Below are 21,426 nucleotides of genomic sequence, written 5' to 3' on the forward strand. Positions count from 1 at the left end.
CTGATCCCAAGCGCTCTTTTTATTTTGAAGACTAACTTACTTTTTTGTTTATTCACCTCAGCTTTCTTTGCGTCAAAAAAATGTGGCCCACCTTTTGCTTTTAAATGTCTCAAATTTGTAACTGTAAAGTTAATAACTTTTCATTATTTTAATTTACTAAATGAGGTTAATATGAAACTACTAAAAGCGATTAAAGCGACAAAAAAACAACAAACAGCAAATCTAGGGGCTAGTCAAAGCCTTGAACTTTCTGCTAAAGTGCTATCAAATAAAGAGTTATTAGCTCAAGTTGGTGGTGCTCGTGGTGGTGGCTATTACCCTCCTAACCCTCCTAAAAGTACTAGTTTTTAATATTTAGAATTGAAAGGGGACTATTTTGTTTGGTGAACTGAGCCTGCATTTTGAAACGATTGTTGTGTTAGGCTTTATCCTTGCATTCATTTTTAATTTAAGTTTCTTTTTACTTAAGTTAAGTCAAAATAGTTCTCTTGTATTTTCATCTTGTGTTATGGCTGCTTCTTATTTTTTGAGTAACCATTTCTTTGACATAATTCTAGACACTAGCTTTCAGTATTTAATATGGCTAGCTTTTGATTTGGTAACAATATTACTTATATGGTTACCGCACAAAGTGCTGAAACTGCGGTTTTCAACAGCCAGTATTTATGTTTTTCTTGGTTTATCAATAAATAGTGTCTTATTTCTATTGATGCATATGGATATTAGCTTATTAGTGAATAGGCAGCATTGGTGGTTTTGGACAACCTATAGCATATTGATCAATGTATTTGACTTAATGATGGTTGCAGCGCTGATCCTTAATAGAGATTTTCTGTTATTTTTGAAGTTATCTAACAAGATAAAAAAAGGGTTTAGAAAACAGGTTGCTCTACGAGATTGAAGTTAGAGTTTGTTTTAAAAAACGAAATTATTGTTGGTGAGAATGTAACGTCTTTCGATAAGTTCTTGTTTGTGGAATCGCCTAAATTAATTCAAAATACCTACATTGTTCTGATGATAATTACATTTTTCCATCGATGTTTAACTTCATGGACTAAAAAAATGGGAATGTATCGAGTATCATGACTCTCGGTCTTACCTTGCTATCTTATGCATTTCTATATTTCACAAATGATTGGCGAATCTTCTCATTAGTAGTAAACCCGCAACTACTTGCAATCATATATGACGCAGAATTGATTCTTTTGTTATGGGTTTTGCATAAAGTTTTGAAACTTGACTATAGTGTCGCTTTTCTTTATTTGATTGGGTTTACAGCGCTTCAATCAACTCTTAACTTGGTACTATACATAGATATCTGTTTGGTCAAAGGGAGGTATGGTGGTTCTGGTACTTCTATAGCGTAGTCGCAAAGCTACTTGATATTCTAATGGTTATTGGACTTTGTATGAATCAAGACTACCTAAAATTAGGGCTTGCAATTAAGCGTACAAAACTACAAATGAATTCTTTAAAGTCATGTAGATTGACGCATAATTCGTGACGTTATTGACTTGTTGATGATGCTAACTCTAATCTACTTGTCCTTAGTTAATGTCGTCCAGCTCTATGCTGATTTAATGGAAAAGCTACAAACTTGAACGGCGAAATACCCCTAACGGATTACTCACATGACCTACTCTGAATTAATGTTTGTCGTTATTCCTAAAGCTGTGGACTCGGCAACACCAGCTATCATGGCAGCTACACTTGTTTTTTACTTAGTGAGCCATTTCTTTAAAAAGAAAGTCCCGACATCACTATTACTTACTTTATTTCTTACGCTGGTTTCATACAGCTTTAGTGCTTACTCTTTTAATTGGGACTTCTTCGGTAACACAATTAATACATATTTGTTGATCGTAATTTACGATATGCAGCTCATACTGTTACTGTGGGCTCTGCATCGGTTTTTGAAGCTGCAAGCCTCTAATGCCTATATATATATTTTAGTTTTTTCAGCCATAAACTGTATATGCTCTTCAGTAATGTACATTGATCTCGCATGGCTAGGTCGAGCAGAGGTTTGGTGGTTATGGCACGTTTATGCGATTGTCGGAAAATTCATTTATTTAGGTATCATGATTGGGCTGTGTACCAATAAAGACTTCTTAAACCTAAGAGCCCTGTGGGTAAAAATAGTTATACGCCTAAATGAACGCAAAGAATTAAAACGAGAAGAAGGCGCGCAATAGCGCCTTTTTGTTATCTTTTACGATACAGTTAAAACTGGTACTCCCAACTCAGTTTAACAGCACTGTGTGTGTCGTTATCTTCATGCTCTTGTTTATCTTGCCAAACAGAGATACCCGTTTTAAGCAGTCCACTAAATAGGCCTTGCTGATAGCCTAGCTCTAGTAACGTACGCTCCACTTTTAGGTTCTCAAAATCGATAAACTTTAATTTGGCAAAGCCACCAAATCCAGCTAGTGCATGATAATCAGAAGCTAGGGTGACACTTTTTGCTTGCGGACCAATGGCTGCGCCAAGCCATTGTTGGCGCTGGGTATATTCAGAGCCGCCTGAGGCAACATCAAAATTACACTGAAAACTTGCCTGTTTCGCCCGACAGTCTGTCGTACTATCACTATATTCCAAATAGCTTTTTAGGCGATATTGCGCATTACCCGTGTAGTGCTCAATACCCATAGTGAGCATATTTTCACTTGGCAGGATTCCTGTGTCATTATTACCTGCAACTTCTGCATATGCCGCCCAGGCTTGATTAAATAGCGAGCCAGAAAACTTCACATCAAGACTCGTTAAGCGTTGCCTTACAGCTGGCTTTGTGTCCAACAGCGGTTGCTCTAGTACAAAATCACTTGAAGTGGTACTAAATGCGATCTCTAACCCGCTTAAGGGGGAGCTAGAGAGCCTTAATCCCCAAAAGTCACCACTGCGATTATCTAACAAGCTTGGTTTTTGTTTTGCAGTAATGGCGGTAACTTGCCAAGGCCCGACAAACGAAAAAAGCGATGGCCCAGTGTAGTCACTGTTGGTACGGCTTAGTCGCAACGCTTTCATCGGGGCGGCATTATTTGACAGCATCAGTGCGTTTTCGTTGGCTGGGCCCCACCAATAATTGAGCCTTTCAGCACTCACAGCCCAGTTGCCATAAAGAATGGCAAGGTGGCTGCCATAATGGTTTATTTGTTTACCATCTAGCGCTTTATCCGTGTAGTTAACTTGCACTTTTGCACTAACATAGTTGTTGGTGATCATCCCATAACTCGATATACCCGATCGAGAAGCTTGGCGTTGACCTATGCCATCTTGTAATTTAGAGGCATCATCAAAGTGTGCTTTGACACTAGAATATCGTTGGCGCTTTGCTTGTTGCAGGGCATGTCTAACATGAGCAAGCGCAAATTCAGCGCTTTGGGGGACATTTTCATCATCAATCTGAGTTAGGTCTTGCACTATACCTTGCCACAATAGAGGGTATTGATTGACTGGACGACTAATTAGCCCATGACTAACAAGCAAATCAATTGAGTGTTTTAGCTCATTATCATCACTATTTATCCATGGGCTGGCAACTGCACACTGGCTTAAAGTGAGTGCAAGTATGGCACTTAAATAAGTTAACTTCATCCGTGTAATTTTTCCTTTAAAGCTTGGGCTACCAGAGGGTGAACAAATTCGCTCACATCACCTTTGTGTAGTGCAACCTCTTTTACTAAAGTTGAAGAAATGAAAGAGTTGCGCTCAGAGGGCGTGAGAAAAACGCTTTCTAAATCAGGGTGTAGGCGACGGTTCATGTTTGCAAGTTGAAACTCATAGTCAAAGTCTGAGACAGCACGGATCCCTCGGATCAGTACGTTCGCCTTTTGTTGTTTGGCTAAGTCTACCAAAAGCCCAGAAAAACCAATTACTTTAACGTTTTTATACTCTGCGAGTATCTGTTCAGCAAGTGACACCCGTTCTTCTAGTGAAAAGCAAGGTTGTTTATTTGGGTTATGTGCAATTGCCAACAACACAACATCAAACATTTTTGCAGCACGTTTAATCAAATCTGCATGACCATTAGTGAGCGGATCGAAGGTACCTGGGTATAGAGCTGTAACTTTCATAACATTGTATCGACAAAAAAATTTGCCTTATGGTAGCAATGTTTTGAGTATATTTCACTGGTCTGCTTTGCACTATGTACACTTATATCATATACCCTTTAGTGCTATTTTCAGAGTAGCTAATTGACTATACTGACCCAGTTAGTGAAACACATCCTATAATTAATCGCGTGTCAAAGAGATCAGGATATGAATACCAAGGAAAAAATAATTCGTACCAGTATCGCCCTTTTTAACCTACATGGTGAAAGAGCGATTACTACGAATCATATTGCCTCAAATTTGGGCATTAGCCCTGGCAATTTGTACTACCATTTTAAAAATAAAGAAGACATTATTCGCAATATATTCTCATTATATCGAGAACACTTGAGCACCCACTTTAAGCCTTTAGATACAGAGTTCGAGCCACTTGAGCAGCTAACTAAGTATCTGGATTCTCTATTTGATTTAATGTGGCGTTATCATTTCTTCTACGACAATCTTACCGATATTTTGGCAAGAGATGGTGTGCTTAAAAAGCAATATATTGAGTTTCAAACTGACTTGTTAGAACAAGTTCTTTCAGTCGTTATAGGCTTAAGAAAGAGTAAGGTCATTGATATTACAGATGATGATGCAAAAGAACTTGCACATATGCTGAAGATGACAGTGAGCTTTTGGACACCATATGTCAAAGCGCGCAGAATGACTGGAGTACTGGAGCAACAAGATATCTACAACGGTATTGTTAAAGTACTTATGCTGTTTAAGCCATATTGCACCGATTTGAGTGAAGATAAAATTCAAAGTCTTCAATCGCAATATCAGCGTCTTGCTGATGAGTCGTTACCTAGCATAGCGTAACAAATCGCTTTAATTGGTTTGTTTATTTCCTAGACGCATAGAAATTTGCTATAATCGCGCGCCCGATATCCCGGCGCGCATTCGCCCTGCAAAAGAGTTATTTCTATGTTTAAATTTATCGTCAAACTGCACCCTGAAATTGCTATAAAAAGCAAATCAGTTCGAAAACGCTTCACTAAACTGTTAGAGAAGAATATCAAGATCCTGCTGAGTCGCGTTGACGAACATATCAAAGTAAAAAATAACTGGGATAATATCGCCGTCATTAGTGACAGCACAGATAGCAAAACGCGTGATGCACTTGTTGATAATTTAAAGCGTGTGCCTGGAATTGTGCAGTTTATTGAAGTACAGGAAACAACTTTTGAGACGCTTGACGATATCTACCAGCGAACACTCGAACTCGCGGGTCACACGATTGAGAATAAAACGTTTTGCGTGCGCGTAAAGCGTAATGGTAAGCATGACTTCACCTCCAGTGATGTGGAGCGTTACGTCGGTGGGGGCTTAAATCAACATGTATCAGGTGCTAAAGTTAAACTCAGCAAACCAGATGTGACCGTTAAAATTGAGATAAAAGATGATCTTGCTTACATTGTGACCCATACACACTACGGTATTGGCGGTTTTCCTCTTCCTAGTCAAGAAGACGTGTTATCGCTTATTTCTGGCGGATTTGATTCTGGGGTTGCAACATATCAAATGATCCGCAAAGGTGCCCGTACGCACTTTTTGTTCTTTAATCTAGGCGGTGCAGCGCATGAAATTGGGGTTAAACAGGTAAGCCACTATTTATGGAAAAGATATAGCTCAACACACCGAGTTAAATTTATCACCGTTGATTTTGAGCCGGTCGTTGCTGAGATTTTAGAAAATGTCGAAAACGGCCAGATGGGTGTTGTACTTAAACGTATGATGATGCGCGCCGGTAGCCAGGTAGCTGAGCGATTTAATATACCAGCATTAGTGACTGGCGAAAGTATTGGTCAGGTGTCGAGCCAAACTCTAGCAAATCTCAACGTAATTGATCGTGTAACCGAAACTTTGATTGTTCGTCCACTCATTCAATATGACAAAGCTGACATCATAAAAATCGCGCGAGAAATTGGCACCATTGAAATGGCTGAGGCAATGCCGGAGTATTGCGGTGTTATCTCTAATAAGCCAACAGTAAAAGCGAAACTAGAGACGATTTTAGCCGAAGAGCAAAAGTTTGATTTTGATGTACTTGATACTGTGGTCAATAACGCGGTTGTGAAAGATATTCGTGATATTGAAGCCGAAGCAAAAGAAGAAGTTAAAGAAGCTGAGACCGCCAGTGAGCTACCAGAAAATGGGGTCGTATTAGATATTCGTTCTCCCGATGAAGAAGATGCTAGCCCACTTGAAATTGAAGGTGTTGAAGTGGTGCACCTGCCATTTTTCCGCCTTGCTACAAAATTTGCTGATTTGCCACAAGATAAAGAGTACTACTTGTATTGCTCTAAAGGCGTGATGAGCCAACTGCAGGCGCTGATCTTACACGAAAATGGCTTTATGAACGTAAAAGTGTATAAGCCAGAATAAACTTAGCCAGTTAAAAAAGCCGAGCTTGCTCGGCTTTTTTAATGCTTGTCGCGGATAGTTTGAAGCATTGCCATATTTGCAGGTGTTGCAATGTGGTGCTTTTTACCAAGCTCAACGATATAGCCACAAATTGCGTCAATCTCCGTTTTGCGGCCGAGTTTAACGTCTTGTGCCATTGATGAAAAATTGTTTTGGGTTCGGGTCATAACTTGATACGCACTTTGCAGCGCATTCGACAGTGGTAGGTCGATATCTTCACATTTAGCAACCGCGCAAGCCTCATTAAGTAATGATAGAATTGTACTGGCATAACGAGGCTGCCTAAGTTGGCCGTTGGGCACTTGATGCATGGCACTTAAAGGGTTAATTGCGATATTAACGGCCAGTTTTTGCCAGCGTAGCTGGTTTATATCGTTATGTATAAAGCTCGGTGGTAGCAAAGTGGCAAAGAACGCTTGGTATACCTGCTCAATCTTAGCTTTGGCAGATAGGTTACAAGCACCTAAAAAGGTGTCTCCTAAGCCCGATGCTTTGGCATGATGGTCGCTGAGCTTTAATGCGCCTTTTGCAGTACTAACAAAATAAAGAGCTTGGTGAACTTTCAGTTGCTTAGTCAACTTTGTCAGATCTTGCATGCCATTATGGCTAATAATCAGGTTGGCAGTGTCGGACAACAAGGGGAGCACATCCGTCAACGCTTGTGTTAGTTGGTACGATTTTACACACACAAAGCAGTTATCTATTTTTTCGTTCGTTGAGTGTGCTTGCGCTATTGAAAGCGTTTTAGCCTTAATTACAGAGGTCTGTTGTTCAGTATAAAGCCACTCACGGCATTTTTGATTACGCGAGAGAATTGTAATGTCATGCTGTTTACTGAGCGCGTGCGCAAACGTTAAACCGATTGCTCCTGCTCCGAGAATATGTACTTTAGACATGCCTTTTTTCTTGCCAGAAGCGTAAGGCCAAATAACCAAGATAGTAGCTTAGTGCGCCAAAAAAGTCAGCGACAAAATCACCAAGAGAAGCCTGCCGATAAGGTAAGGAATCTTGCATAACCTCAACACCAATTCCATAGCCTGCTAATATGATAAGCTGCGCTATCATGGGCCATTTAAAAGCATGGTGCATAATAAACGCTAGGACAAAAAAGATAGCAAAATGTACGACTTTATCTGCATGTTCAAATTGAATACCTGAGTGCTTAAACTCCCTAGCAAATAAATAGGTACACACAGCCAAAGTAATTAAAAGTAAAACTTGATAAACCCGCCTGGTCACAAAACTTCCTACATATTAATAGCCACCGATTTTGCGCTCAGTATACCATCTAAAACTGGCTGGTGGGTGAATATCACTTTTTTACCCACATTCTTATTTAGGTTGATATAATTGAGCTATTCATATTTTAGGAGAATAACATGCCTTCTTTTGACATTGTGTCTGAAATCGAAATGACAGAAGCAAAAAATGCAGTGGATAATGCTAAGCGAGAGCTAGAAACAAGATACGACTTTCGTGGTGTTGATGCTTCAATAGAACTTACCAATGACGTGATCACGCTTAAAGCTGAGGCTGATCCACAAGTAATGCAATTATTTGATATCCTTGCTAATAAAGCATCAAAGCGAGGCCTTGATGTGGCGAGCCTTGAGCTCAAAGACATCGAACGTACAGGTAAGTACGTTTCGCGCAAGGTCAGCTTAAAGCAAGGCATCGAAAAAGAAATGGCGAAGAAATTAGTTAAATTGATCAAAGACTCAAAAGTCAAAGTTCAAGCAGCTATTCAAGGTGAAGAAGTACGTGTTACAGGTAAAAAGCGTGATGATTTGCAAGAAGTTATGCAGCTTATCCGTGGTGCAGAACTTGGCCAGCCTTTTCAATTTAAAAACTTCCGTGACTAATAGTTACCAAGCAACCGTTTGATTGGGACTAGCGTTTCAAATTGACTAAAGCAAGCGGGAATTAGCTTGCTTTAGATTTCTAGACGTCCATTGACAATCCTTTCTAAAGTTCGCACAATAGCGCCTCTATTTAAGGTGCTTGGCTTGGCGATGTATCACATCGTCGTGATAGTGAAACTATCAGGTAAATTGCTAAGATAATCGGGAAGTTGGTGAAAGTTAAAGGAATGATTGTAATCCAACACTGCCCCCGCAACGGTGAGGCCTGCAAAGGGCTAAGTCCGGAGACCGGCCTTAAATTCAACTTACTTGTATTACTTGTGCGGTGGGCGCAAGTTTGGGGATATCATGCAAAACAAATCTATTTTGACAGTGGCTATTTTAGCTGCTGTATCTTCGGGTGCTTGTGCACAAGCAACAGAACAACAGATCGAAACAATAACTGTTACTGCTAATAAGTTTGAGCAAGCCATCAACAATACGCTGGCGACCGTTAATATCATTGAACGCGCGCAAATAGAACAAAGTAATATTCTTGATTTACCTTCACTGCTTAATACTGTTGCAGGTGTTGATGTTGTGAAAAATGGTGGCTTAGGCCAACAAACCAGCGTATTTTTGCGCGGTGCCGCAACCAAGCATGTACTGGTATTAGTCGATGGTGTACGCATTAGTGATGCAAACTCTGGGAGTGTGTCGTTTACTAATATCCCTTTAAATAGCATTGAACGTATTGAAGTTGTAAAAGGCGCGCGAGCGGCCATTTATGGTTCAGATGCACTAGCCGGTGTTATCAATATCATTACCCGCCAAGCGCAGCAGCAGCAAATTAGTCTCACTTCTGGGAGTCATAATTATGTGGCTTATCAGCAAGCTGGGCATTTCTCATCAGACACATTATCGCTAAACTTTAACCTCGGCTATGAAGAGACAGATGGCTATGATGTAACGGCAAAAACCTCTGATATGCCGCATGGTAAAAACCATGATAGTGATGGTTATACGAATAAAAACTTCGGCGTTAATCTAGCTTATGACAATGACCTGCTAGGTAAGCTATCTGTGTTAGCCCAATATAGTGAAGGAGATAGTGAGTATGACAGCTCTTGGGGTAATGATGCCTATGAGTTTGAAAACTACACCGCTAAATTTGGCTGGGACAAGCGATATGATGCAGTTGAGCATTATGCCAGTGTGAGCACCTCGCAAGAACAAAACACTCAAATTGGCACGCCTAATCACGATGTTTATAGTACCGAACGGACAGAGTTTGAATATCGCGCATTATATAGTTGGTCAGACACGCTACAGTTGAGCGCAGGCATCAATCACTTAAATGAAGATTTATCACAAGCATCGGCCGAATTTTCTCACTCAGAACGTACCAATAAAGCGGTGTTTGTTGGGGGATTTTATGAGCAAGGTCCATGGCTGGCAAATATAGTTGCACGTTCTGATGACTATGATTTTCATGGTCGAGCGAATACTTATACCGCTGGATTTGGATTTAAACCCAACGATACGGTTACATTCAGAGTCAATCATGGTACTGCTTTTAGAGCACCTACCTTAACTCATGCCTATGTAAAGAACAGCCCTTGGTATTTACCTAACCCAAACATTAAGCCTGAAGAAGCGACCAATAGTGAAATAGGCGTATCGCTAGAAACACAGTGGGTACAATATGATGTTGCGGTATTTAACAATAAAATCGATAAAATGATTGTCAGCTTGCCTAACGAAACAGGTAAGTATGTTGCCAGTAACGTTGACAAAGCGAGTATGAAAGGTGTGGAACTGTCGGCTCTTGCATCTATTTGGGGCGTTGAGCACCGAGTCAATTTAACGTTGTTGGATGCTAAAGATAACAGTACAGGCAAAAAGTTAGTGCGTAGACCTGATACTGCGTTTAATTACAGCCTGTCAAAATCGTGGGGTCAATTGGATGTTAATGTAACCATGCAATATCGTTCATCGAGACCAAGTATAACTTTATATGACAGCCAGTTTAATGCCTCTGAACGCTCACTAAGTGCTTATACGGTATTTAACTTCGCGGCAAATTATGCACTGTTTGACAATATAAAACTTAACGCTAGGTTGGAAAACCTGACCGACAAAGAGTACATAGTTGCAGCTACTGGCATCGCAGAAAATGGTGACACGTTGGGATATATACCCCATGATAGGCAAGCCTATATGGGGGTGACGGTGCAATTTTAATCAGCGTTGTTGCTAAATAAAAGCCAGTTGCTTACAACTGGCTTTTATTATTAGGGCGTGTTGATCTTTGCTGTGTGTTTTTACAGCAGTCATTCGGGTGTTTTGGCAAGGCAGAGCCTGTGCAGCATAGTTACTCTATGTCAGTCAGGCGATAAAGATTTTGTGCTCCTGCAAAGCCACCTTGCCCCACCTCCATGTGGGGCAACATACTAGGAATGGTAATCAAGCCCTAGTTTAATAGTTCACTAAATAGCTGTTTGAACTTCTCCAATTTGGGGGCTATTAAGATACTACAATAGCCCTGGTTTGGGTTATTAGAGTAGTAATCTTGATGATAAGACTCAGCACTATAAAAGGTTGTTACTGCGGCAACCTCGGTAACAATCTTGTCGCTGTGGTAACTTTGTTGTAAGGCGACCTCATCATTCGCCTGTCTATGTTGTAGCTCATCATGATAAAAAATCACGCTTCGGTACTGTGTACCAACATCATTACCTTGGCGATTCAATTGTGTTGGATCATGCAGCGCAAAAAACATCTTGAGTAATTGCGCATAGCTAATAATTTGTGGATCGAATTGGATCTCGACCACTTCCGCATGACCTGTATCACCTTGGCAAATTTGTTGATAAGTTGGTTGCTCTGTGTGCCCACCGCAATACCCAGATCGTACCTCAATTACACCGTTTACTTGTCTGAATGCGGCATCAATACACCAAAAACACCCGCCACCAAAAGTCGCTTTTTGTACATTAGTCATGTTTTAAGTCCTTGTGTTCCTTTGCTTGCGCAGCCAATTTCTGACTAATAAACTCAGGAGACTGAGTATGCTTAGCCAGCAGGTTATATGCACAGGGGATGATAAATAGCGTTAATATGGTGGCAACACTGACTCCTGCAAATACCACTACACCTATTACCATGCGGCTTTCTGCTCCAGGGCCTGTTGCCAAAACTAATGGAATGGCACTCATCACCGTGGTCAATGAAGTCATAATGATTGGGCGTAGTCTTTGCACCGACGCATCCAATATGGCTTGTTCGAATGGCACACCTTGATCGCGAAGTTGGTTGGCAAATTCAACGATTAAAATACCATTTTTTGCGCTCAAACCAATGAGCATTACAATCCCAATCTGGCTGTATATATTCAGGCTGTTACCCGTTAAATAAAGTCCATATAAAGCACCAACTAACCCCAGTGGTACGGTTAACATGATCACCATGGGGTGCACAAAGCTTTCGAATTGTGCGGCTAGTACCAAGAAGGTAACGGTGAGCGCTAGTACGAATACGTAAGTCATCGCAGACGCACCTTCGTAATACAGCTGTGATTCACCTTTGTAATCAATTGCGCCATCGACATCATTTGTTTGTGCCGCCATCTCATTTAAAAATGCTAACGCCTCAGCGAGGGTGTAGTTGTCGGCTAAGTTGGCAGTAATAGTTATGGCACGCATACGGTTGTAGCGATTAAGGCGCGCCGCTGTTGCTTCTTCACGTATGCTTATCAAACTATCTAATGGTACGAGTTCATCGGTACGAGATTTAACAAAGATGTTATGAATATCATTAGGAGCACTAAAATCAGATTTAATGCCTTTTAAAATAACATCATACTCTTCCCCACGGTCAATAAAGGTAGTAACACGGCGTTGGCCCAACATGGTCTCTAAAGTGCGCCCGATATCACTGATAGAGACACCTAGATCGGCTGCCTTGGTTTTGTCTATACTGATCAAAAATTGCGGGAAAGTTTCTTTGTAATCATGATCAATTCTTACTAACCCTGGGTTTTGTTGCGCACGGGCAATAATTTTGTCTCGCCATTGTACCAACTCATTATAATCATTGCCTTGAAGCACAAATTCTACAGGTCGAGATTGGCCGCCACCGCCAATGCCGCGACGCATAATCGCAAACGCTCGAACATCGGTCACTTCGTGCATGGTGGCGCTTATTTCGGCCATAACTTCCCATGAAGAGCGTTTGCGTTCATCCCAATCAGGCATGCCAACAATGGCAACCCCGCCTTGACCACCCCAGCCAGGCACACGCACTAATACTCTACTCAACTCTCCCTTGTCGACGTATGGTAGTAAACGTTGTTCTATTTGTTCCATATTGGCTAAGTTATTTTCATAACTCGCTCCTTCAGGGCCATTCATCATGATAAAGAAGGTACCTCGATCTTCTTTTGGTGTGAGCTCAGAAGGTATTTGCTGAAATAAAGCATAGCTTGCAACGCCAGCAAGTACGAGCGTGATGATTAAGCTGTAACGACGGGCAAGGTTATCTTGCAGTACTTTTCGATACCCTTGCTCTAAGCGAGTTAGATGCTTTTCCATCCACTGTGTAAAGTGGTTTTCTTTTTCACTGGGCTTAAGTACTTTTGAACATAGAGCAGGAGAGAGAGTCAGTGCTGTAACACTTGAAAATAATACAGCTGCACTAACCGCCATGGCGAACTCGGTAAAAAGCGCTCCTATTCTGCCATCCATAAATACAAGAGGAACAAATACAGCAATTAATACCAATGTTGTTGCCACGATCGCAAAACCGACTTGTCGCGCACCCCTGTATGCTGCAAGCAGAGGTGGTTCACCCAGCTCTATACGGCGGTGAATATTTTCTAGCATGACGATTGTGTCATCAACAACAAGACCAATGGCGAGTACTAACGCGAGTAAGGTGAGTAAGTTTATTGAATAGCCCATTGCAAGCAAAAACATAAATGTAGCAATAAGGGCTACAGGTACCGTCAGCGCGGGAATAAGTGTTGCTCTGATATTACCTAAAAATAAGAATATCACAGCGACCACGAGGGCCATTGCAATCGCCAGCGTTCTGTAGACCTCTGTAATCGATTCACGGATAAATACAGATGAATCATAGCTGTCTTCTATGGTGGTGCCAGAGGGCAGGTTTCGTTTGATTTTTTCCAGTTCTTTTTTTGCGTTATCAACAACGTCTAGCGTATTAGCTTTAGCTTGTTTAACAATGCCTAGACCAATCATATTCTTGCCATTACCCCGAAAGGTGCTTTCATCATCGACGGCTTCTAGGCTTACATCTGCGACTTCTTTGAGCCTGACCAAATAACCTTGCTCACCGCGTTTGATGATCAAGTTGGCAAAGTCATTTTGTGTTTTGTAGCTACGCGTAATACGAACGGCGAAATCTCTATCAATTGATTCTATCTCCCCTGCCGGAAGTTCCACATTTTCGCGTCTTAATACTTGCTCTATGTCGCTGCTAGTCACTCCACGAGCCGCCATAGCTCTTCTATCTAGCCAAATTTTCATTGCATATTGACGCTCACCGCCAATTCGCACATTGGAAACGCCATCTACCACCGCGATACGGTCAACAATAAATCGCTGAGCATAGTCAGAAAGCTGTAAAGTATTCATTGTTTCACTATTAAGTACAAACCAAGCGATAGGGCTTTCATCAGAATTGGATTTAGATACTTCTGGAGGACGTACTTGCTCAGGTAGGCTATCCAATGCTCTGGATACACGTTCTCGAACATCATTGGCGGCCGCATCGATGTCTCTGTCGATGTTAAACTCTATGGTGATATTTGAGCGACCATTGCGGCTTGATGAGTTGATACTTTTTATCCCTTCAATGCCCGATATTCTATTTTCGAGTACTTGAGTGATTTTAGCTTCAACAACTTCGCTAGACGCACCGGTATAGTTGGTACTTACACTGACGATAGGAGTTTCAATATCGGGGTACTCGCGAAGTGGCAACATACTAAATGCCACAATACCAAATGTTAGTAATAGCAGATTGATAACAATGGCAAAAACGGGCCGTTTTACGGCGGTATCAGTGATCCTCACGGGCGACTCCTAACCTTTTACCATAACAGTGCTGCCAGAACGGATTTTTATTACCCCCTCAGTGATCACTCGTTGCCCCTGCTCAACACCAGAGGAAATTGCAACCCAACCATTAAATCGTGCTAGAACATCAACTTGAACTTGCTGTGCTTTGTTTTCTTTATCAATAACAAATACATAGTGATTATCTTGACGGGGGATCACGCTTTTCTCGGGCAACATAATTGCATGCAATGATTTTAACTGCAGCTCAATATGCATCAACATACCTGGTCTTAGCATTGCATTTGCATTGGCAAAGCTCGCGGTTACCTGAATAGTGCGCGTATCACTGTCTATACGGGGATCAATATGAGTCACTTTGCCTGTAAAAGACTGCTGTGAATACGCATCACTTTTGCCAATGACTTCCATACCCAGCTTAAGTACACCCAAGTGTTTTTCAGGTACTTGAAAATCGACTTTGATAATACTGATGTCATCTAATGTTGTGATTGGCGTGTTTGAACTCACAAAGCTGCCGACAGACACTAACCGCTTACCTAATACACCTGAAAAAGGGGCACTAATTAACAATTCATTGAGTCTTGTTTGCTCCAGCTGTAAGTTTGCCTGCAATGCTTCAACAATAGAGCGTTGAGTTTCGAGCTGAGAACGAGCTGCAGACTGACTTTTTGCTAAATCTTCCAGTCGTTTCAGTTGTCTTTGCTGTTCTTTGAGATTAATTTTAAGCTCTTTGACAGCTAAGCGCTCTTGCTGATTTTGTAACTGAACTAATCGTTCGCCTTGCTTTACGGTATCGCCATCATTAAAGTAAATCTTTGTAATATAATCGCTTTGAGCGCTTGATATATGGATTGCTTGGTTCGCTCGGGCACTACCAACCGCAGAAATGGATAGTGTTTTGTCTTGTATTGTTGCGACTTGAGCACTAACGGTTGTGGCTGTGTTAGCACCTCGATTCATTTGCCCCTGACTACTGGGTAAGTAAAGATAACCGGTGATGGCAATGAGCAGGAAAATGATAAATGGAAATAGTGCTTTGCCAGATTGTTGTGTGAACATAAAAATATACCGCCAAAAAAGATACTAGTAGTGTACAAAATACGGCTCATATACATATAGTTAGGTATCTCAAAATTTTGTGAGTTGGCCGAAAAATTGACAGTTTCAAAACAATCTAACCCATCAGTGAAAAAAGTTGAGCCTAAACGAGCACGGTGTAGTGCATGTATAACAATAAGATATACGGTTCTGTGGGCATTGTTGATGTTTATTTTTTATTTTGGTTTCTATGATAAATAAACGAGCAAAAATACGCGCATTGGCAAATCGACATAGTGTAGAGTTTATGTTAGTTGGTGCCATTAGTTTGAGTGTGATCATGCTATTTGTTGCGTTAAGAAGCACTCCCATTAGCATAGTTGAAATATTATTGAGCGCTGCAGCCTTATTGGCAATATTGTTAGGTTTTTTGAAAAGTCAGCAGCCTTATTACAGCTTAGCTATTGATAGTAAAGAAATATGCTATATACATCGGTTTGGAATGTGGTACGTTCAACATGATAATTTTCGCAGTGCGGGGGTACCTTCGGTATCACAGGGGCTTGAAATTCTTGAGTTAAATGCGGTTGGTATTAAACTTAAAGATATTGACGTATTTCTAAACGGTTTGAGTCCAAGGCTGGCAGGAAAATTGTTGATAGAACAGCGGTATATTTTTTTACAAGCTGTTAAAATACATTGCAAAAACGGCAACTGCCCATCAGAATGGTTAGTTGAGCCGAATGATTATCGCTCACCATCCGGTGCCCAGTACACAGGTTTGATAGCGATGTTTGCAAATAGAATGCATAATCTTAAAACGTTGACGGGCTATGATTTACTTTTACCTGCAACCGTTTTAGATAGGGATATATGGCATTTTTCGACATTATTAAATCGCTGGAAGTTAAATCCAGATGAGGTGGTTGCGTTGTTGCTGGAGAGCAAACAACCATAACGAAAGAAGTAACAGGAACAATCCATGAGCACAGAAAGAGCCTTTATTAAGAGTGGCCGCAACACCATTATACATAAAGAGAAAAAGCTCGATTTAGTTATTGTGAATGGCGAGGCACACCCTAAGATAAAAGTAACTCCTATGGGCCTTGTGCCATTCAAAGAAGAGTTACCTAGAAATCGAAGGGAAGCAAAAGAGCGATATCTTGAAGTAGTACATATTTCGAGTGTAGATGTATTTGGTGAAGTAAAACGCTTGTTGTTTATTCAGGCTTTAGATGGGCGTGAGTATAAAGTAGATTACTCAAAAATCGGTACTAAACTGTTCGTGAGAATACACCAAGACAGCTACTTGTAATGCCTGGCAAAGGAGATTTAATGCACGTCACTAAGGTTATTCCTTTACTAGTAAGCTTACTGCTTACTGGATGTGGAGGCGGGAGCTCAGATCCAGGCTCGAACACAGAAAACGCCAGCATTAATGCGGGTGATGATTTTACTGTTTTGGAAAAGGCTGAGTTTACACTTACAGCGCAGGTTTCTCCTCCTGGTGGCACCGTAAGTTGGCAGTTGGTCAGTGGTCCTAATATCGAAGGGTTTCCGCAAGAAGGCGCTGAAGTTTCTGTGACGGCCCCTGATGTAAAATCTGACACTGTTGCTCAGTTTCGAGCTGATTATATAGCCCCAGATGGTCAGTCATCTTCAGATACAATACAAGTTTCGTTCACCTCTCAAAATCAACTTCCTATCCCTGTAATTACCCAGACATTGCCAGAAGATGGACAAGCTAAGTACCTAGATGTTATGGAGTTTAGTGCAGCTGACTCGGTAGATCCTGATGAAAATGGCCAGGTGGTGGGTTACACTTGGCAGCAACTTTCGGGTCCAGTACTTACTGTGGATACAAAAACAGAGCAAAAATTGCGCTTTATTCACCCGTTATTAGTAAGTAACGATGTAGCGAAGTTTCTTGTCACTGTGACTGATGATGAAGGTGGTAGCGCAAGTACTGAGTTTACTATTACTTTACTTAAAGCTGAAAAACCAGTCATTGCTGATGCAGGTCAGGAGCAAACCGTCACAGAATTTGATTCAGTTACGCTGAATGCTTCGGATAGTAAAACGGCATCTGGGAGCTTTAGCTGTGTTTGGGAACAAATAGAGCTATCAGGAACTGAAACAGCCGTTGAAATCACTAACCCCAACCAATGTATTGCGCAGTTTGTTGCCCCTGATGTTGATGTGGCGACGTCGATTTCTTTTCGTGTCACTGTGACCGACCCAAATGGCTATATTGATTCAGACACGACGAGTATTTCATTACAGCCAAAAGCATTAGGGTTAATTCAAGATACCGGTCTTCGAGATTGTTATGACGATAGTACAAAAATTAGCTGTGACAATAGTGAGTATCCTCGTCAAGACGCTGATATAGGCAGAGACAGTGTTGCTGATCTATTAGATAAAGCGGGGCAAGGGAGAGCGTCATTTGATTACACTAAATTAAATGAATTTGCTGACGAGTTGCCTGATACCGCAGCTAACTTTAGCTGTATAAGAGATAATATCAATGGCCTTATCTGGGAAGTAAAGTTAGCTGGTACTGGTACGGTGCCTAATACCAATGCCAGAGATGGTAAGAACCACTACACATGGTATCTTGATAGTGGTGGCTCGCCTTCAGGCGGAGTGATTGGCGCGGCTAATTCAACATGCCCTAGCAATATCGACTGCGGTATTCAAACGTATATTGATACGGTTAACAGTAGTAACTTTTGTGGTGGCAGTAATTGGCGGTTACCCACCTATATCGAATTACTCAGCCTGATTGATTTTGGCAGAGCAGATGGGCAACATTTACTCGACCCCGAGCTTTTTCCCAATGTCCCTGCACTATCTCAATTAGGGCATTTGTACTACTGGACTACTCAAACGAGTTTAGATGGCCGTAGCTTATCTCAAGCCTTTATTTTAGATATGCAAACAGGCAATGATCTTGCTTATCCAAAATCAAATACTGCTTATGTGCGACTAGTGAGAACACCGTGAATAAAAGCATTTACTTAGCATTTTTTAGCATTGTCTTTTCCTCCTTTTCGGCTTTTGCTGAACAAACTTGTGTGCAGTTGCCATCGGCCCCCAGCACAACACCAACCGATCGCTATACCATCAACTCCAATGGCACAGCTTTGGATAATGAAACGGGTCTAATGTGGCAGGTATGTGATTTTGGACAAAATTATGATGTTGTTAGTGGTACTTGCACTAGTACTGCTTTACAACTTAACTGGCAGCAAGCTCTTATCGCAGCGAAGAATAGCGATTATGCAGGGTTTAGCGATTGGCATGTGCCGAATATTAAAGAGCTTGCGAGTATTCTCGAGCACAGCTGTGTGGAACCTGCAATTAATCTAGCAGTGTTTGTCTCAACGCAAAATGATAATTATTGGACAAGCACAACTGCGGTCTCTCAAATTGATCATGCTTGGGCTTACCAATTTGCTGATGGCAAAAATAATTTAAAAGCTAAAACTTCAGACATTTTTTTACGCTTAGTTAGGTATGCCAAATAACTTTGGCATTAGATAAAAGTTTGCTACTCTTGGTTTCGTTTTCTTACGAGGAGTCGTATTACTTTGTTTCGCCTAGCCTGCTTATCCACATTCATATTGTTGAGCTCTTTCTCTACATTGGCAAAAAATAAGTGCGATGTAGAGCTCAGCCATGGGCTGATCATTACCGATAGTGAAATTCGTATTGTTGATAATGGCCAAACACGCGTGCAAATTAACAACGATAACCAACTGTTGATCAGAGGTTATTGGGTTGAATTATCTGAACAAGATACAATCGTATTACGCGACTATGCAATGGGTATTCGAGACACAGTTCCTGAGCTAGTGAGTTTAGCGACTGACGGGGTTAACTTAGGTTTAAGTGCCATCGAACAAGTGGTTGAAGGCATGTCTGATAAAGAGCCTGAGGTGCTAAAGACCCAACTGCAGTATGTTGAACGCGCACTGATGGATAAGTTTAAGCGTGGTGATGACTTTTTCTTTATTGCACCTCAGTCACTTTCTAAAATTGATGACTTCTTCACAAAAGAAATCAGTAAAAAAATCCACTCTGCGGTACATGGTTCACTAGGGGCTATCTTAGTATCTTTAGGTGATGCTTTTAAATCAAGAGAAGGCAACATAGAAGATCGAATCACAGATATGGGGCAGCGTATGGATATTATCTCTAAAGAAATTGATAAATCGTTGCAGAAAAAGGCGCTGCAGTTAGAAGAAAAGGCAGAAGAATACTGCGAATGCCTTAACACACTCGACAAAACTGAGACACGCTTGCAAACAATAGTGCCAAGCCTTGCGGCATACGACTTGGTTCAGATCCGCTCTTAAAATTGATAAATGCGTTTTGCATTAGCGTAACTGAGTTTTGTCCACTGTTGAGGATCATCTACTAGCTGGTAATATTGCCGCCAGAGCGTTGCATAATCGGCTCTCATCATACAAACCGGATAATTAGATGCAAACATCACCCGTTCGTCAGTGAATGCATCCAACAGGTGAGTAAGTTGCTCTTTTTTACCAAGTGGTTTGGCAACATGCTCTTGACCAGAATACTTGATGGCGACATTTTTACACTTAGCCATATGTTCTAACCCTTTCTGCCATTGACCATTGTGCTCTATAAAACCACTATGATTGATAACGACTTGCAGCGTATCTAGCTTTTGGCATAGCAGTGAAAACTGTTCAGCGGCACCTTCATGCTTTAACTCAAATTGCGCTTCAAAAATAAGCTGATTTCGAGCTAAGTGAGCAAGGTTATGCTGTGTATTTGGATAACTTAGCTTATCGACGTCAGTGCCTTCAGTAATATCGCGGATCCCTATAAATCTAGGCTGGTTTTGAAGCATTTTTATCTTTTGAGAAAATAAGGCTGGTGCTTGAGTGATATCTAGATAAGCGATAGCTTGGTAAGGAAGAGTTGTAACTCGCTTTGCCAGCCAGTTTAATTCTGCATCAGGACTATTATTATCAAAACCAGCTTCGATATGGACACAGCCGGCAAGAAAAAACGCGTCATCAAGTTGCAAGTCTTCAGGACCATGGTCACGGATGATTTTATCTAGGTTAGGCCAAGCAGGTGGTGTTGGACCAGTAAGCCAGCGGTATTGACCCTGCGACAAATCAAAGAAGTGTAAATGAGGGTCAATAATAGGCATCATTGAGCGGTATAACCCCCGTCAATGCTTTGCAAGCTACCAGTAATGAAACTGGCATCGTCACTGACCAAGAATGCTACAAGCGCAGCCACTTCCTCGGCTTGCCCAAGGCGACCAAGAGGTTGTAATTGAGCTTCATCAGCGACAATATCCGCCTTGTTGGCGCCACTTTTTGCGCAGTAGTTATCGATTGCGCTATGGAATAATGGAGTCTCAATTGTTCCTGGGCATACGGCGTTAGCACGGATGTTGAATGGGGCGTAATCTAGTGCTGTGGTGCGTGCCATTGACGCTAAAGCAGACTTTGTCATGTTATAAGCGAAAGAGTTTGTTTTACCTATAATAGCTTGATCAGAAGATATAAAGACAATTGCCCCATTATGCTGGCTTTTCATAATAGGTAGCACCGCTTTTGTGGCGGCATACGCGCCTTTAACATTCAATGCAAATAAGTTGTCTAGCGTTTGTTCATCAGTATTTTCGATATTGGCACTGAGGTGTTTTCCTGCGTTAGATACCAATACATCAACTCGGCCGGTTTGAGCGATAACTTGCTCTATAGCGGTTTGTACTTCAGTCACTTTGCTGACATCGCATTCAATATACCGACCTACCGTGGATGGGTTTATATCTAAATTGAAAACCTCGAAGTTTTGTGACAGCAGCTTTTGAACAATGGCCAAGCCAATGCCAAAGCTGCCACCAGTCACAATGGCAACTTTATTCAT

21 protein-coding genes and 1 riboswitch are annotated in these 21,426 nt (G+C 41.3%); of the genes, 12 read left to right on the forward strand and 9 right to left on the reverse strand.

All coding sequences use genetic code 11. The annotated features are described in order from the left end of the window. The first annotated feature begins 171 nt into the window (after positions 1-171). The 3 genes from HG263_RS19510 to HG263_RS19520 all read left to right on the forward strand — a co-directional run bounded on the left by HG263_RS19510 (position 172) and on the right by HG263_RS19520 (position 2,195). The gene (locus HG263_RS19510) at positions 172-351 is read left to right on the forward strand and encodes a hypothetical protein (RefSeq protein WP_171627751.1); all 180 of its coding nucleotides are present in this window, start codon (positions 172-174) and stop codon (positions 349-351) included. Positions 352-376: 25 nt separating this feature from the next. Then, positions 377-901 carry a hypothetical protein gene (locus HG263_RS19515; protein WP_171627752.1) on the forward strand — a complete coding sequence of 175 codons (525 nt, stop codon included), beginning with the start codon at positions 377-379 and terminating at the stop codon, positions 899-901. Between the two features lie 730 nt (positions 902-1,631). Further along, a complete protein-coding gene (locus HG263_RS19520) occupies positions 1,632-2,195 on the forward strand; it encodes a hypothetical protein (protein ID WP_171627753.1) in 564 nt (187 codons plus the stop codon). Positions 2,196-2,223: 28 nt separating this feature from the next. On the opposite strand, the gene HG263_RS19525 is transcribed toward HG263_RS19520, so the two are convergent. Both HG263_RS19525 and coaD read right to left on the reverse strand, forming a co-directional pair. Further along, positions 2,224-3,594, reverse strand: a complete 1,371-nt coding sequence (locus HG263_RS19525) for a capsule assembly Wzi family protein (protein WP_171627754.1) — start codon at positions 3,592-3,594, stop codon at positions 2,224-2,226. Continuing rightward, positions 3,591-4,073: a pantetheine-phosphate adenylyltransferase gene (gene coaD, locus HG263_RS19530; RefSeq protein WP_171627755.1), complete on the reverse strand. Its 483-nt coding sequence runs from the start codon at positions 4,071-4,073 to the stop codon at positions 3,591-3,593. The genes HG263_RS19525 and coaD overlap by 4 nt, the downstream gene beginning before the upstream one ends. Positions 4,074-4,262: 189 nt before the next feature. Between coaD and HG263_RS19535 the strand changes: the two genes are divergently transcribed. Beyond that, positions 4,263-4,919, forward strand: coding sequence for a TetR/AcrR family transcriptional regulator (locus HG263_RS19535; protein ID WP_171627756.1), 657 nt, complete (start codon positions 4,263-4,265; stop codon positions 4,917-4,919). 105 nt (positions 4,920-5,024) lie between these two features. Continuing rightward, positions 5,025-6,485: a tRNA uracil 4-sulfurtransferase ThiI gene (gene thiI / locus HG263_RS19540; RefSeq protein ID WP_171627757.1), complete on the forward strand. Its 1,461-nt coding sequence runs from the start codon at positions 5,025-5,027 to the stop codon at positions 6,483-6,485. A 38-nt stretch (positions 6,486-6,523) separates the two neighbouring features. Here thiI and HG263_RS19545 read toward each other — a convergent pair whose 3' ends face one another. Next, the gene (locus HG263_RS19545) at positions 6,524-7,420 is read right to left on the reverse strand and encodes a ketopantoate reductase family protein (RefSeq protein ID WP_171627758.1); all 897 of its coding nucleotides are present in this window, start codon (positions 7,418-7,420) and stop codon (positions 6,524-6,526) included. Further along, positions 7,413-7,763, reverse strand: a complete 351-nt coding sequence (locus HG263_RS19550) for a VanZ family protein (protein WP_171627759.1) — start codon at positions 7,761-7,763, stop codon at positions 7,413-7,415. Before HG263_RS19550 ends, HG263_RS19545 begins: the two co-directional genes overlap by 8 nt. Positions 7,764-7,903: 140 nt before the next feature. On the opposite strand from HG263_RS19550, the gene HG263_RS19555 reads away from it, so the two are divergent. Both HG263_RS19555 and HG263_RS19560 read left to right on the forward strand, forming a co-directional pair. After that, on the forward strand, positions 7,904-8,386 hold the full coding sequence (locus HG263_RS19555) for a YajQ family cyclic di-GMP-binding protein (protein ID WP_171627760.1): 483 nt from the start codon (positions 7,904-7,906) through the stop codon (positions 8,384-8,386). 165 nt (positions 8,387-8,551) lie between these two features. Next, a riboswitch (cobalamin riboswitch) is annotated at positions 8,552-8,697 on the forward strand. Positions 8,698-8,734: 37 nt separating this feature from the next. Further along, positions 8,735-10,609 carry a TonB-dependent receptor domain-containing protein gene (locus HG263_RS19560; protein ID WP_171627761.1) on the forward strand — a complete coding sequence of 625 codons (1,875 nt, stop codon included), beginning with the start codon at positions 8,735-8,737 and terminating at the stop codon, positions 10,607-10,609. 229 nt (positions 10,610-10,838) lie between these two features. On the opposite strand, the gene msrA is transcribed toward HG263_RS19560, so the two are convergent. Genes msrA through HG263_RS19575 form a run of 3 tightly spaced genes read right to left on the reverse strand, consistent with a single transcriptional unit; the run spans position 10,839 to position 15,528 of the window. Next, the gene (gene msrA / locus HG263_RS19565) at positions 10,839-11,369 is read right to left on the reverse strand and encodes a peptide-methionine (S)-S-oxide reductase MsrA (protein ID WP_171627762.1); all 531 of its coding nucleotides are present in this window, start codon (positions 11,367-11,369) and stop codon (positions 10,839-10,841) included. Next, the gene (locus HG263_RS19570) at positions 11,362-14,463 is read right to left on the reverse strand and encodes an efflux RND transporter permease subunit (protein WP_171627763.1); all 3,102 of its coding nucleotides are present in this window, start codon (positions 14,461-14,463) and stop codon (positions 11,362-11,364) included. Before HG263_RS19570 ends, msrA begins: the two co-directional genes overlap by 8 nt. 9 nt (positions 14,464-14,472) lie before the next feature. Beyond that, the gene (locus tag HG263_RS19575; RefSeq protein ID WP_171627764.1) at positions 14,473-15,528 is read right to left on the reverse strand and encodes an efflux RND transporter periplasmic adaptor subunit; all 1,056 of its coding nucleotides are present in this window, start codon (positions 15,526-15,528) and stop codon (positions 14,473-14,475) included. 229 nt (positions 15,529-15,757) lie between these two features. Here HG263_RS19575 and HG263_RS19580 point away from each other — a divergent pair, with 229 nt between their 5' ends. The 5 genes from HG263_RS19580 to HG263_RS19600 all read left to right on the forward strand — a co-directional run bounded on the left by HG263_RS19580 (position 15,758) and on the right by HG263_RS19600 (position 19,868). Then, the gene (locus HG263_RS19580) at positions 15,758-16,465 is read left to right on the forward strand and encodes a DUF2982 domain-containing protein (protein WP_171627765.1); all 708 of its coding nucleotides are present in this window, start codon (positions 15,758-15,760) and stop codon (positions 16,463-16,465) included. A gap of 24 nt (positions 16,466-16,489) precedes the next feature. Further along, the gene (locus HG263_RS19585; RefSeq protein WP_171627766.1) at positions 16,490-16,822 is read left to right on the forward strand and encodes a hypothetical protein; all 333 of its coding nucleotides are present in this window, start codon (positions 16,490-16,492) and stop codon (positions 16,820-16,822) included. A 20-nt stretch (positions 16,823-16,842) separates the two neighbouring features. After that, on the forward strand, positions 16,843-18,513 hold the full coding sequence (locus tag HG263_RS19590; protein ID WP_171627767.1) for an Lcl C-terminal domain-containing protein: 1,671 nt from the start codon (positions 16,843-16,845) through the stop codon (positions 18,511-18,513). A gap of 8 nt (positions 18,514-18,521) precedes the next feature. Further along, positions 18,522-19,037 (forward strand): Lcl C-terminal domain-containing protein, encoded by a 516-nt coding sequence (locus tag HG263_RS19595; RefSeq protein WP_171627842.1) that lies wholly within the window; start codon positions 18,522-18,524, stop codon positions 19,035-19,037. 63 nt (positions 19,038-19,100) lie between these two features. Continuing rightward, positions 19,101-19,868, forward strand: a complete 768-nt coding sequence (locus tag HG263_RS19600) for a YggN family protein (protein WP_171627768.1) — start codon at positions 19,101-19,103, stop codon at positions 19,866-19,868. Here HG263_RS19600 and HG263_RS19605 read toward each other — a convergent pair. Both HG263_RS19605 and HG263_RS19610 read right to left on the reverse strand, forming a co-directional pair. Continuing rightward, the gene (locus tag HG263_RS19605; protein WP_171627769.1) at positions 19,865-20,701 is read right to left on the reverse strand and encodes an amidohydrolase family protein; all 837 of its coding nucleotides are present in this window, start codon (positions 20,699-20,701) and stop codon (positions 19,865-19,867) included. The genes HG263_RS19600 and HG263_RS19605 overlap by 4 nt on opposite strands. Then, positions 20,698-21,426, reverse strand: coding sequence for an SDR family NAD(P)-dependent oxidoreductase (locus HG263_RS19610; protein WP_171627770.1), 729 nt, complete (start codon positions 21,424-21,426; stop codon positions 20,698-20,700). The genes HG263_RS19605 and HG263_RS19610 overlap by 4 nt, the downstream gene beginning before the upstream one ends.

The organism is Pseudoalteromonas caenipelagi (assembly GCF_013140855.1).
Taxonomy (GTDB): Bacteria; Pseudomonadota; Gammaproteobacteria; order Enterobacterales; family Alteromonadaceae; genus Pseudoalteromonas; species Pseudoalteromonas caenipelagi.